Source organism: Telmatobacter bradus, assembly GCF_048629425.1.
GTDB lineage: Bacteria > Acidobacteriota > Terriglobia > Terriglobales > Acidobacteriaceae > Telmatobacter > Telmatobacter bradus.
The window spans coordinates 2,081,142-2,094,343 of sequence record NZ_CP184532.1; the positions used below are offsets into that span (position 1 = coordinate 2,081,142).

The window sequence follows — 13,202 nt, forward strand, 5'->3', positions numbered from 1 at the left end:
ACAAAGTATACGTTAATCCGAGTCAATCTTTTCAGCTACTTTACCTCTGCCGTGCAAGCATCCGTTCCAGAATTATCTTTCCCATTTACAATAAACAGGTTATGGCGGAAGAAAAAGAACTTCGTTACGATCCGGCGCTGATTGAACCCAAGTGGCAGCAGCTTTGGGCAGAGCAGCCTGAGCTTTATGCTGCGGAAGCAGCCGATTGCGGCAAGCCCAAGTACTACGTGCTTGAGATGTTGCCCTATCCCAGCGGCCAGCTGCACATGGGCCACGTGCGCAACTACTCGATTGGCGACGCCCTGGCTCGTCATATGTGGATGCGCGGCTACAACGTGTTGCACCCCATGGGCTGGGACGCCTTTGGTCTGCCGGCTGAAAACGCGGCGCTGAAGCACAACACGCCTCCCCGCGAGTGGACGCTTTCCAACATTGCCGCCATGAAGCGCCAGATGCAGCGCCTCGGTCTTGGCTACGACTGGGCCACCGAAGTGACCACCTGTCTGCCCGAGTACTATCGCTGGAACCAGTGGTTCTTCCTGCGCATGTACGAAAAGGGCCTGGTCTATCGCAAGCAGAGCAAGGTGAACTGGTGCCCCGAATGCAACACGGTGCTGGCCAACGAGCAGGTGGTGGACGGCTGCTGCTGGCGGCATGAGACTACCCTTGTGGAGCAGCGCGATCTGGAGCAGTGGTTCTATCGCATCACCGCCTATGCGCAGGAGCTGCTCGACGGTCTGGACAAGCTGGAAGGCTGGCCGGAAAAGGTCCGCACCATGCAGCGCAACTGGATTGGCCGCTCGGAAGGTACCGAGGTTGATTTCACGCTGGATGAAGGCGAAGGCAAGACCAACCAGAAAAAAATTCGCGTCTTTACCACGCGCGTGGACACCATCTTTGGCGCGACCAGTGTGCAGCTTGCCCCGCAGCACGCGCTGGTGGCCGAGTTTGCCGCATCGAATCCCGAGCTGAAGGCTCAGGTCGAGGAGATGATCGAGCAGCAAAAGAAGGCTCGGGAAGCCGGTGACATTGGCGGCATTGAGAAGCATGGCGTGCCCACCGGCCGCTTTGCCATCAATCCCTACAACGGCGCCAAGGTGCCCATCTGGGTGGCCAACTACATTCTGGCCGACTACGGCACAGGCGCCATCATGAGTGTTCCCGCCCACGATGAGCGCGACTTCGAGTTTGCCACCAAGTACGGTCTGCCGATTGTTCAGGTCATCGAACCCCTCGAAAAGACGGAAGAAAACGCCAGCCTGCCTTTTTGCTCTTATGATGGCAAGCTCATCAACAGCGACGCGTTGGTGAACGGCCTCGGCTGCAAGGAAGCCCAGAAGAAGCTCCAGGATCTCGCCCTCAAGGGTGCCTTCGGCGAGCCCAAAACGACCTTCCGTTTGAAGGATTGGGGCGTAAGCCGTCAGCGCTATTGGGGTACGCCGATCCCCATGATCAACTGCCCGGCCTGCGGACTGGTTCCCGTGCCCGACGAGCAGTTGCCGGTGCTTTTGCCGGAGCAGATCGCCATCACGCAGAAGGGCGGTTCGCCGCTCAGCCGTGTGCCGGAGTTCCTGAACACCACCTGCCCCAAGTGCGGTGCCGCAGCCAAGCGCGAAACCGACACCATGGACACCTTCGTCGATTCCAGCTGGTACTTCTACCGCTATACCGACTCCAAGAACGCGAATGCGCCCTATGAACCGGCCAAGGCTCAGTACTGGTTCCCCATCGATCAGTACATTGGCGGCGTGGAGCACGCCATTCTGCACCTGATCTATTCGCGCTTCTGGACCAAGGTGATGCGCGATCTGGATCTGATCAAGAACAACGAGCCTGCCGAGCGCCTCTTCACCCAGGGCATGGTCATCAAGGACGGCTCCAAGATGTCCAAGTCGAAGGGCAACGTGGTTTCGCCCGACGACATGGTGGCCCGTTATGGCGCGGACGCGACGCGTATGTACGCGCTCTTTGCCGCTCCGCCGGACCGCGATCTGGACTGGCAGGAAGACGGCGTGGCCGGCATCAGCCGCTTTCTGGGCCGTGTGTGGCGCATCGTCACCAAGTATTCGGAAGTGGCCCGCAAAGCGAAGGGTGCGCCCGAGGCCGATGGCGGGGTGGCGGCACAGTTGCAGCGCAAACTGCATCAGACCACGGCCAAAATCACCCAGGACTTCAGCGGTCGTTGGCACTTCAACACCTGTGTGGCGGCCATCATGGAGCTGGTGAACGAGCTTCAGGCAGCCGACGCTGAACTGGCCGCGGGCAAGGTACCGCCAGCGGTGATTCGTGAGCTGCTCCGTTCGCTGGTGCTGTTGCTGGCTCCTTTTGCGCCTTTCCTCTCTGCAGAACTCTGGCAGGAGCTGGGCGAAGAGGGCAATGTGCTGCGCGCTCCCTGGCCGGTCAGCGATCCGGAACTCGCCAAGGAAAACGAGAAGGAAATTCCAGTGCAGATCAACGGCAAGCTGGTCTCCGTGGTGCGGGTTGCGGCGGACGCCGACGCCAAAACCATCGAGATTGCGGCACTGGCCGATGAAAAGGTGCAGGCGCGCACGGCTGGCAAGACGGTAGTCAAGATCATCGTCGTTCCGGGCCGCGCCACCAACCTCGTGGTCAAGTAAGAGAAGCAAAAGGCACTCCCGGCAGGAGTGCCTTTGCTTTGCTCCAGAAGGGCTTTGCAGAGGGACTCATTGCCTGCATCGCGTAAAATAATTTGAAAAGAAGATAGATTTCAGTTGATTTCACTTCATCCGGTTTTATAGGATTCCACTTTCATTCCGGCTTTCTATGCGCAGAGCAAGGGAAGCCACTGCAGGATTTGGCAAGAGTACGGAACGATTCGAAACAGGCAGGCAAAGATCGCAGTATGGATCGCTGTGTGGGTAGGAGTTCTGGGGCTGCAGGCCAGGGCAATAGATAAATTGGACGCAGTCCAACCCCTCAGTCAGCATACGTCCGCTATACCTTCGCTTTTCTGCGCGGTAGAGCATCTCTCCTGAAGGTGTAGAGCGAGTCGATGCAGCTTCGTTGACGCGACCCTCAGGGAGCGGCAATCTGGCAGGACTTTTGCCACTTCACAGCATCAGGAGAGATGCTCTAGAGCATACATTTGTACTGTTTTCCGGGATGAACTCTCGGGCAAATAAACAATTTCTGTTGCGCCAGGGAGTACAAACTGCTGCGATTTACGACGATGGGCGGCGGTTTTGTCAAAGAATCCAACAGTTGTGTGCGCAGGAGAACAAATTATCCATCTTTCTGATTACGAACGCTTTGAATGAATTGGCAAGAGATCCGCCACGGCGACGATAAACCAGAGGAGAGGTAGTGATGGAAAAACAATATCTTCTATCTATTTTTTCCGGGGGCAGGAGGGACGCTTGCCTGCGCCGTTTTTCCGCGATGTCGCTTCTCTTGTGCGGCCTGTTTCTGACTTGCGCTGGAAGCGTTTGCAGGGCAGAGGAACAGACGGCGTGCAGTGACCGCGAGAAGGCCGACCTACTGCCGGTTACGCTGGCGACCACGGCACTCTTTGATGGAGCGGCAGGCCTACCGTACAAGCAGACGATTGTGGCCACGGGCGGTAGTGGCATTTATGTCTACACTGCCAGTGGATTGCCCGCATGGCTCAAGTTCGACGGCGACGGCACACTCCATGGAGACCCCGGGGCGAGCGACGTTGGTTCTGTCAGCTTCAGCGTCACGGCCACCGACTCCTGCGGTACCGCCCTTCAGTCCGCGTTTCATTTGAAGGTAAATACGCTGGCTGTGGAGGCGGCAGGCGAACAAAACCTGGGCGCTGCCGAGGTGGGAGGAAAACCGGCCTATTCGACCCTGACGTTTCGCCTCAATGGCAACTACGAACTGGCTGCCCCGCCCTTTACCGTGCTCACCGATGGTGTGACCGGAGGAGACTTTACTGCAGCGGAAAAGGAAAGCACCGCTACCAGTGACGGCAAGGGTCCGCTTTGTTCGGTGCGTATTGCCTTTGCGCCCGCCGCTGCAGGCCCGCGCACGGGGGCGGTGCAACTGGTGGACGCCAACGGCAACATTCTGGCTACGCGCGCGGTCTTTGGCAACGGCAAGGGGACTGTGGCTGGTTTTTAAGAGCCGTTCGCCAGTGAGCGTGGAGTTTTCAGAGCTGCGCGTCAGAAGCTTGCCCGTACAGCCCTCAAAAAGCCCCGGAATTCTGCTGCGGATTCTCTCTCTTCGCACAGGCTGACCGATGGAAGATACTGGATGTAGATAGGTCCTTTGCCCGGTTCAAGGCGAAGCGGGCATTGCGGTAGTACTGTGAATGTAGATGCAGAGGACGCAGCGAAGGAATGGGATTTGAAGAGTAGCAGGGAGCAGAAGAAGGTTCTGGAGTTTTTAAAGAGCGAGAGCACCATGGTGCTGGCAACACGCGGTGAGGATGGTCTGCCCTACGCCGCGCCGTTGTTTTACGTGGTGGACGAGTCGTTTCGATTCTACTGGCTCTCTTCGCGCGATAGCGTGCACAGCTTGCATTTGCAAAGCTCTCCGCAGGCTTCAGCCGCGGTTTTTCATTCCACCTTTCGCTGGCGTGAGATTGAAGGCGTGCAGATGCGCGGGGTCTGTTCCATCCTGGATGGTCCGGAACGCAGCGCGATCCTCGCGGAGTATTGCGAACGCTTTCACTTGGGCACTGTGCTCTCTTTGGCAGCGCGTCATAGCACGCTCTATTGCTTTCAGCCGCAGTGGGTGCGCATGACGGAAAACAAAATCCGGCTGGGACGCAAGATAGAATTCAATCTTTAAATCTAGGTAAATATATAAGTGTCTGGCTCGTTTGAGAGCTTTTCCAGCGATAGAAAAAACTGCAATGCGCGTAAAATGCGGCGCAGAGAAAGCGTGTGAAAAGTCTCTCTCAAGAACTGAACTATACATCAAGATTTCACAATCGATCCTTTGTGTGAAGGTTATGTTAAGTGAAGTAAGAAATGGAAAACTACAGTCCGCGCCAGCCTTTTTCAGTGGAATTTCTCTAGTCCATAGAGAACAACTGGAGCATCGATCAGAAAGAAAATTGTAGTTCCATCGCTTTACAAAGAAACACTCTAAGAGGTGAGACGCGATGCGTTATCTGGCAGCATGTTTGCTGTTTCTCGTCACTGCTGTCACTGCCATGGCGCAGTTTGATACTGCGACGGTTCTTGGCACAGTGACCGACCCCAGCGGCGCCGTTGTGGCGCAGGGGCAAGTGAAACTTCACAACGCCGCAACCGGAGCTGACAAGAGCGCGGTAAGCGGCGAACAGGGCCAGTTTCAGTTTGTAGATGTGCCGGTGGGCTCCTATCTGCTTGAAGTAGTGGCTCCGGGATTTCAGAAGGCTGTGGCCAGCTTCCAGCTGAACGTGGGCGCGCATCAGCGTGTGGACGTGAAGTTGCAGATGGCTTCGAATGTGACCACGGTGACCGCCACGGCTGAAGCCGCGCAGCTGGACACCGACTCCAGCGAACACAGTCAGGTGGTGGCCGAGCGCGAAATCGTTGAGCTTCCTCTGAATGGCCGCAACTATTCGCAGCTGGTGGCGCTATCGACCGGTGTGGTGCCCAGCCCTTTGAGCCAGAGCTCCAGCTATCTGGCGCGCGATGGTTCGTTCAACATCAACGGCCTGCGCAGCGTTTATAGCAATTACATGCTTGATGGTGTGGACAACAACTTCTACGGCACCTCGAATCAGGGTTTCAGCAATCAGGTAGTGCAGCTTCCGCCGGACTCGGTGGCCGAGTTCCGCGTGGTCACCAACAACGAGAGCGCCGAGTACGGTCGTTCCGGTGGCGCGACGATCAACGTGGTTACGCGCTACGGCACCAACGACTGGCACGGTCGCGCGTGGGAGTTTCTGCGCAACACTTCGATGAATGCCGAAGGCTTCTTCAAGCCCGATGCGGGTGGTAAGCCGGATCTGCATCGCAACCAGTTTGGTGGCAACCTGGGCGGTCCCGTCCTGAAGGACAAGCTCTTCTTCTTCCTCGATTACGAAGGCTACCGCCAGACATCTTCATTCACCGACAGGGCCTCACTTCCGTCGCTGGCCGAGCGCGGCCTGACGTCTTCGGGTGCTTCGCAGGGCTATTACCTGATCGACAACTCCGATACGGGTGGAACGCTGCCGGTCGATGATCCCTGCCCCTATGCGTATGGCTCCAAGGTTTGTACCTCGACGACGCTTCTTTATGCTGGTCTGGGTTTGGGTGGTACAACTGCGCAGAATCAGGTGGGCGGCACGCAGTATCTGACGGGCCATGTTCCCACTTCGGCAGTAACGCCGTTTGCCGCAGCTTTGCTCAGCTATCTGCCTGCGCCCACCAACACCAACACCTATAACAACTATGTAGTGCTGCATCCGGAGAGCGTGCAGAAGGACAAGGGCGACATCAAGATCGATTACCGCCATTCGTCCAGCCTGAGCATGTTTGCCCGCTACTCGCAGGCCCGCATGAATGCCTACGATCCGGGCACGATTCAGGGCGTTGCCGGTGGCGATGGCGATGGCCATGTCTTTGCTCCGCTCAAGCAGGTGGTGGGCGGCGTTACCTGGACGATCAGCCCGGTTTCGGTGCTGGATGTGCGTCTGGGCTTTTCGACGATGCAGGCTGGCAAGAATCCGGTGCTGGCCGGGCAGAACACCATGACGGGCAATCTGGCTCTTTCCGGTCTGCCCACTGACTCCGAGTGGCTGGGTGGCGTCACCTATCAGTACTTTGTGGATGGTGGTTTCACCAGTCTGGGCCGTCAGCTGACCAACCCGCAGCATCAGAACCCAATCTTCTGGGATCCCAAGGCGAACTACACGCGTCTGGTGCGCAACCACTCCTTGAAGGCCGGTGTTGAGTACAACCTGCTGCATGTGGCGCAGGAAGATCTGCACCCGGTGCTGGGCGCCAACGTTTACGATTCGCAGATCTCCGGTCTTGGCTACGTCGATGGTCTCTATAAGGCCTACGGCAGCGCATACTATGGCACGGCCACCACGGAAACCACCCGTATGTTTGATTACGCTGACTTCCTCTTCGGCTATCAGACGGAGATGGCTCTGTCGGCTCCCACCACCAGCAACCTGCGCGTCTGGGGCCTCTCCGGCTATCTGCAGGACGACTGGAAGCTCAGCCGCAAGCTGTCGTTGAATCTGGGTCTGCGTTACGAATATGCCACGCCGATCTACGAAGCCAACAACCGTCAGGCCAACTTTGATCCCAGCACGGCCAGCATGATTGTGGCCAGCAGCAGCAATCGCTACACGGTCAACCCCAACACCAAGGATTTTGCTCCGCGCGTGGGTGCTTCTTACAGCGTGGATGACAAGACCGTGGTGCGTGGCGGCTTTGGCGTCAGCTACTCCCACTGGAACCGTGTGGGTTCCAACTATCTGGCCATGAACCCGCCCTACGGTCTGGTTGCGCAGACCTACTCCGCGCCCAGCCTGAGCACCTACAGCAACGTGCAGAGCGGTTTCCCCGCCAGTCTGGTCAGCTCCACCAGCTACAGCACCAAGAACGAAATCGTGCAGTACATGCCCAAGGACTCGCCCGACACGCAGGTGTGGAACTGGTTCTTTGGCGTGCAGCGCGACCTCGGTCACAACTGGGTGGTGGATCTGTCCTATGTGGGCAACCATGGCCTGAACGAAATCTTCATCAACGACATCAATCAGGCCACCTCGCCCGGCATGAACTCCACCACCGGCAATCTGACCAACGTTCCCTACTCGGCGTATACGACGATTGCCGGCATGCTGCCCTGGGGCACCTCGGATTACAACGGCCTGCAGATCAAGTTGGAAAAGCAGTTCTCCCACGGCCTCTACCTGCTGGAATCCTTCACCTGGTCGAAGGACATCGATCTTGCTGCTCAGGCTCTGGATGGCGGCAGCAACTGCTCACTCTGCGCCAACGGCATTCCTTCGGTGCAGAACATTTACAACTGGCAGGCGGATCGCGGTATTTCCTCCTACAACCACCCGTTCATTGACAGCACCACGGCTGTCTGGACGCTGCCGGTGGGCAAGGGCCAGTGGCTGCTGCCTAACATGAACAAAACAGCCAACTACGTTCTGGGCGGTTGGCAGGCTACCGGCATTCTGCAGGCTCGCTCGGGCGATCCTCTTACCTTTGCCTACAGCCCCAGCACCAGCCAGTCGGTTTCGCCGCTGATCTCGGTGGATGGCCGCAACGCTTATCGTCCGAACCAGTCGGGTGCGGCAGTGGCTTCGGGCAAGTCCTACCAACAGTACTTCAACACGGCCAGCTTCTCGTCGCCTTCCTCCAGCAATCCCTTTGGCAACTCGCCGCGTAACGCGGTGCGTGGCTACGATTACTGGAACTTCGACCTGGGTTTGACCAAGGACTTCACGACCCCGGCCAAAACCCACACGCAGTTCCGCGCCGAATCCTTCAATCTGGCCAACCATACAAACTTCGGCGAACCCAACCCGGTCTATGGCTCGGGCACCTTCGGCGAAATCACCACGACGCTGCCTGCCCGTATTCTGCAGCTGGCCGTCAAGGTTGTCTTCTAACTGGTGTTTGTGGAGTCTGACTTCACAACCGAAACAGAGCACCAGCCCGGCAGCGAAAGTTGCCGGGCTGGTGTTTTTTGGGCCAGAAAATCTGTCAGAACGGAGATTGGAGGTAGGGGAAATATGATGAGGTGTAGATACAAGACCTAGCGCATTTTCGTTTATGCAATCTTCAATATTTAGCGGGGTTTTCCTTATAGGATCCTTATCTGGTTTTATTCTTTCTGGTGTTAAGATTCCGTTAATCAAGGAAATCAAGACGTTCAGGAGCAGGGACCTATGAGAAACCGCTTGATCGCGGTATTGTCCGTACTTGTTGTCCTCTGTCTGGTCTGTGCAGGCCATGCGCAGTCTTTTCGCGGAAGCATTCAGGGTACGGTGACAGACAGCACCGGCGCAGCCATCCCCGGCGCCGAGGTAAAGATCACGAGCCCCGGCACGGGTTTGACCCGCACGGTGACGACCAATGATCTGGGCGGTTATGTCGCATCGGAGCTGCCTCTGGGCACCTACAACGTCACGGTGACGAAGGAAGGTTTCGGCGCGCTGTCTCTCACCAAGATCCCTGTGAGCGTGGGAACGGCTGCCCGCGCGGACGCCAAGCTGAATACTGGCGAGGTCAAGGAAGTGGTGGAGGTGATTGCCGACGTTCCCATGGTGGAGACGGGTACCAACTCCACCGGCGGCACTATCGAGTCGCAGGAAGCGGCTGAGCTGCCCGTGAACGGCCATGATTACACCAAGCTGCTGGAGCTTGTTCCCGGCGCTACCAGCGATCCCAACGGCTCGACCGAGTCGGCTGGTTCCTACGGTCTGTTCAGCCTGAACGGCAATCGCGGCCGTTCGAACAACTATCTGCTGGATGGCACCGACATGAACGACGGCTATCGCAACCTGCCGGCTGTGAATCAGGCCGGTGTGTGGGGCGCTCCGTCCACTATTCTGCCGGTGGATGCACTGGCTGAGATTCCCGTCACCGGCAGCCCCGAACCGGAGTTCGGCCGCAGCGCCGGTGCCACGGTCAACATTGTGACCAAGAGCGGAACCAATGAGCTGCATGGCAGCGCCTTTGAGTACTTCCGCAACGATTCGCTAGCGTCCCGCAACTACTTTAATACGGCGGATTTGGCCAAGAATAGCTATACCAACGAACAGTTCGGCGGCCTGGTCGATGGCCCGATCTTCAGGGACAGGACCTTCTTCACGCTCTCCTACGAAGGCCAGCGCGAACAGGGCGGACTGCCGCAGTTGGGCACGGTGCCTACAGTAAACGACATCAGCCTCAACACGCCGTCCACTGGCATCAACCCGGTGATGGCCAACATTCTTGCCGCCAAGCCGTGGGGCACGCTGCCCGCCAGCAATGAGAGCGTCACCTACACGACGCCCTTCCATAACTCCAGCGATAACATGATCGCCAAGATTGACCAGCACCTGAATCTGATTAACTCCGGCGATCTGTTGACGGGCCGCTTCTTTTATAGCCACGGTATTCAGAGCTTTCCGCTGGGCATGCTCTACACCGGCAGCAGCGCTCCGGGCTTCAACACCACGACGCCGACGCACGTGAGTGTGGCCTCGCTCTCCTACACCACAGTTCCGCGTTCCAATCTGATCGTCGAACTGCGTGGCGGCTACAACCGCTTTCTGCAGCAGTTCCTGCCCCAGGATAGGGGTTTGAATCCCGAAACGAAGTATGGTCTGGATACGCTGCCGACCGGCTACACCAGCTACGATCTGGGTCTGCCGACGATCACCATTGAAGGCGGCTACAGCCCGATTGGCGCAACGGCCAGCGATTCGCGCGGCCGCGTCGACACCAACTATCAGGGCTTTGGCAATGTATCGCTGACCCAGGGCCACCACAGCTTCAAGGCCGGCATTGAGTTTCGCCGTACCTTCATCAACAGCTTTATCAACTCCGGCCATCGTGGCAAGCTCTACTTTGACAGCCTGGAAGACTTCCTGGCCGGTACGCCGGATTCCTCTCAATCCAGCTCGGCTGAAGGCTATGGCAAGCGCTACTCCTATCAGAATGGCGGCGGCGTCTACTTCCTCGATTCCTATCACCTGAACGCTCACCTGACGCTGAACTACGGCGTGCGCTGGGACTACTTCGGTGTGATTGGCGCCAAGAACAACGCCTTCACCTACTTCAATCCGACCACCACGGCGCTCGAAACCATCGGTGCTCAGGGAGCGCCCAGTTCGCTCTACCAGAAGTCGTACGGCAACGTTGCTCCGCGCATCAGCATGGTGGACGATGTGTATGGCAACGGCAAGCTGGTGGTTCGCTCGAGCGTAGGCCTCTTCTACGACGGTCCGTCGCAGGACTTCTTCGTAGGCAATCAGGCTTACAACACCAACGCCGCGCAGGCCGGTCCGGCCTTCAACGACATTCAGTTTGCTTCACTCAGCAGCTACACGCAGGCCAACGGCATTACCGCCGGACAGGCCGTGTATGGCGGCTATGCGCCTAGCTCTGCCTTTACTGTGGCTCAGAACAACGTAACGCCGCGCTACGTCTCCTACAACCTGAACATCGAATCGCAGCTCGCCCACTCGGTGGCTTTCGAGCTTGGCTACGTGGGTTCGCAGGGCCGCCACCTGTATCGCTTCCGCGATCTGAATCAGGTGGACAACGTGCAGGGCAGCAACTACAAGTGCGCCAATGGCAACTCTGTGCAGTACGGTGGACAGTGCTTCTCGACCTACACAGATGGTTCGCTGGGCACGCTCACGCTCAGCTACCTGAACCAGATCGAAACCAGCGCGCTCTCCAACTACAACTCGCTGCAGAGCACTCTGAAGATCCAGAACTGGCACGGATTGACCTCGACGCTCAACTACACCTGGGCGCACTCGATTGATACGGCCAGCGACGGCATGGATTTTGTGCCCAACGCCGCCATGCCCGACAACAGCTTCAATCCTCACGGCGAGCGCGCCAACTCCAACTTTGACGTGCGCAACCGCGTGCAGTGGTACTGGAGCTACAACTTCCCCAAGGCCCGCCATGCGCAGCTTCTGGCCAGTGGCTGGGCCGTCAACGGCATCTTCAACTACAGCTCCGGCCAGCCCTACACGGTCAGCTACCTGTTTGAAGGCGACTACAACGGCACCGGCGAGTACTTTGGCCGTCCCGACATCATCGGCAACCTCAAGGCCGGCGCACACGGCAATAACCTGCTGAACTATGCTGACTTTGCCGCGCCCTGCACCTGGGATTCCGTGGCTGGCGCTTGTGTCTCCGGCACGCAGCACCCGGGCAACGAAGCGCGCAACCAGTTCCGTTCGCCCAACTTCACCAACTTTGACTTCTCGCTGACCAAGACCACCCATCTGACCCACAAGGTGGCTGCGGAACTGCGGATTGATGCCTACAACATCCTGAACCACCCCAACTTCTGCAATCCGCTGCTGCCGGGCTTTGGTATTGACGCCTTCGCCAACGCGTCGGCTTCTTCGGATAAGACCCGTCTGTTGGGCGGTGGCTCAACACCCTATTTGCAGTCCACAGCTACGCCCGACGTGGGCAGTGGCAACCCCTATCTGGGTGGCGGCGGTCCGCGTAGCGCCGAGGTGGCTTTGCATTTGAGCTTCTAAATTGCTGAAGAAAAACGGCCGCGTCCATCTGGATGCGGCCGTTTTTTTGTCTGTGCATCGGCGGAATTACGGCTTGTGTCGAAGGTACGCAGTGGGGGTTACCAATGGCAGGCCATGCGTAATGCTGTATTTTTATTAGAAGGTTCTTAGAATTCCTGCATGGACGAACTTGCCGCTTCACTCACTCAATTGCTCTCCAACGTGATTCTGCCCAATCTCAAGGCCGTGCAAGTCAGCCAGAATGAGCAGATCGCTGCCAATGACCGCCTGGAAGAAGCCATCGAGGATCTGCGCATGGAAGTGAAGGCCCAGGTAGCCTATCTGGCCGCGCAACTCACCTCGGCACGCTCTGAGGTGGCCGCACTGCACATGGCCCTGAAGGCCGCGCAGGCACAGAATATGGGCCTGAAGCACGATCAGAGCGCCATCATCAACTAATCCCATGCTGCCGGCCAGCATGCTAATGCTCTTCAGGCGGGATCCGGGTCGGCTTGCCGCTCCGCCGTCGCATAAAAGCCGATATTTTCAGTATCTAGATGGCAGGCGCACTCTTGGATGGGTGCGCCTGCCATAAAATTTATCCATCTCTGTACAAGTGGTTCGCGCCGCAAGGCTCTGGACGGGGTCTTCCTTCATGGAAGCTCCCTAGTCTGGGAGGCTTTGCCGTGCAGGTAGTGGCGGGCAAGGCCATGGCCCGGGGTGTTCTGGCCGAGCACGCTCACGCTCGACCGCGCCCTCGTCCACCTGATCCGCTTTACCGGAGCGCTGCTGGAGGATGCTCTGCGGCTGCTGACGGTCAATCCTGCCGCCATGACGGGATTCTCGGACCGGGCGGGATCGCTGACCGTGGGCGGCAATGCGCATCTGGTTGCAGTCGACAATGCGGGGAATCTGTTGGCCTCCATCGTCGGCGGAAGGCTGGCGATGGAGGATTGAAAGGTGCTGCGTGCCCTATACTTGCAGAGGCGTCCGGGTGGGATGCTGGCGTGGGTGGGCAGCAACGTGCTCATAGCTTACGGGCCGGAGCAGAGGCCCGGCAGAATGCGGCCAGGGGGAA

General features: G+C 58.0%; 7 protein-coding genes. All 7 read left to right on the top strand.

Translation table 11 applies throughout. The features are described from left to right. Window positions 1-101: 101 nt before the first annotated feature. The 7 genes from leuS (at window position 102) to ACOBR2_RS08900 (ending at window position 13,081) form a co-directional block, all read left to right on the top strand. Window positions 102-2,618, top strand: a complete 2,517-nt coding sequence (gene leuS, locus ACOBR2_RS08870) for a leucine--tRNA ligase (RefSeq protein ID WP_420239655.1) — start codon at window positions 102-104, stop codon at window positions 2,616-2,618. Window positions 2,619-3,399: 781 nt separating this feature from the next. Beyond that, window positions 3,400-4,104, top strand: a complete 705-nt coding sequence (locus tag ACOBR2_RS08875) for a putative Ig domain-containing protein (RefSeq protein WP_420239656.1) — start codon at window positions 3,400-3,402, stop codon at window positions 4,102-4,104. A gap of 225 nt (window positions 4,105-4,329) precedes the next feature. Further along, on the top strand, window positions 4,330-4,776 hold the full coding sequence (locus ACOBR2_RS08880) for a pyridoxamine 5'-phosphate oxidase family protein (protein WP_420239657.1): 447 nt from the start codon (window positions 4,330-4,332) through the stop codon (window positions 4,774-4,776). A gap of 316 nt (window positions 4,777-5,092) precedes the next feature. After that, window positions 5,093-8,539: a TonB-dependent receptor domain-containing protein gene (locus ACOBR2_RS08885; protein ID WP_420239658.1), complete on the top strand. Its 3,447-nt coding sequence runs from the start codon at window positions 5,093-5,095 to the stop codon at window positions 8,537-8,539. 279 nt (window positions 8,540-8,818) lie between these two features. Next, window positions 8,819-12,145: a carboxypeptidase regulatory-like domain-containing protein gene (locus tag ACOBR2_RS08890; RefSeq protein WP_420239659.1), complete on the top strand. Its 3,327-nt coding sequence runs from the start codon at window positions 8,819-8,821 to the stop codon at window positions 12,143-12,145. Window positions 12,146-12,304: 159 nt separating this feature from the next. After that, window positions 12,305-12,583, top strand: a complete 279-nt coding sequence (locus tag ACOBR2_RS08895; protein ID WP_420239660.1) for a hypothetical protein — start codon at window positions 12,305-12,307, stop codon at window positions 12,581-12,583. Between the two features lie 261 nt (window positions 12,584-12,844). Continuing rightward, entirely contained in the window at window positions 12,845-13,081 is a 237-nt protein-coding gene (locus ACOBR2_RS08900; protein ID WP_420239661.1) for an amidohydrolase family protein, read from the top strand. Window positions 13,082-13,202 lie beyond the last annotated feature (121 nt).